The sequence below is a fragment of the Allochromatium palmeri genome, from assembly GCF_009720725.1.
In the GTDB taxonomy this organism is placed as follows: Bacteria; Pseudomonadota; Gammaproteobacteria; order Chromatiales; family Chromatiaceae; genus Thermochromatium; species Thermochromatium palmeri.
Genome location: NZ_WNKT01000187.1, coordinates 1 through 338, shown reverse-complemented (window position 1 = coordinate 338; position 338 = coordinate 1). Strand labels below are relative to the sequence as shown.

Here is a 338-nt window from a genome sequence, read left to right as displayed (position 1 = left end):
AGGGTGGCATGCCCGAGGTCGATGGGCAGGAGCTGAAAATCGTTGGCCGGCAGATGTTCCTGGTAATAACGCTGCACCGACACCGCAAGCTTGAGCTTGCCTGTCGCGCACTTGATGGCCATTTCCCAGGCAGAGACCAGGCTGACATAACAGTCGTTCTCGGCATCGCCGATCAGGTTCCGGGCCTGTGTAGAGAGTTGCGGGTCATCGTCCACCCACCAGAGGAGAGCGTGCGTGTCGAGCAGGAGCCGCATCAGACGAAATCCTCGAATCCATCCGGAATGTCATCGAAATCCGGTGCCATCCGGAGCAACTGTCCCTTGCCGGAGCCGGGCCGG

Annotated in this window: 1 protein-coding gene; it reads right to left on the bottom strand. The window is 60.4% G+C overall.

The features are described 5' to 3' along the window. On the bottom strand, nucleotides 1-254 hold a 254-nt coding region (locus GJ668_RS20025; RefSeq protein WP_155451822.1), incomplete at its 3' end, for a type II toxin-antitoxin system VapC family toxin. Nucleotides 255-338 lie beyond the last annotated feature (84 nt).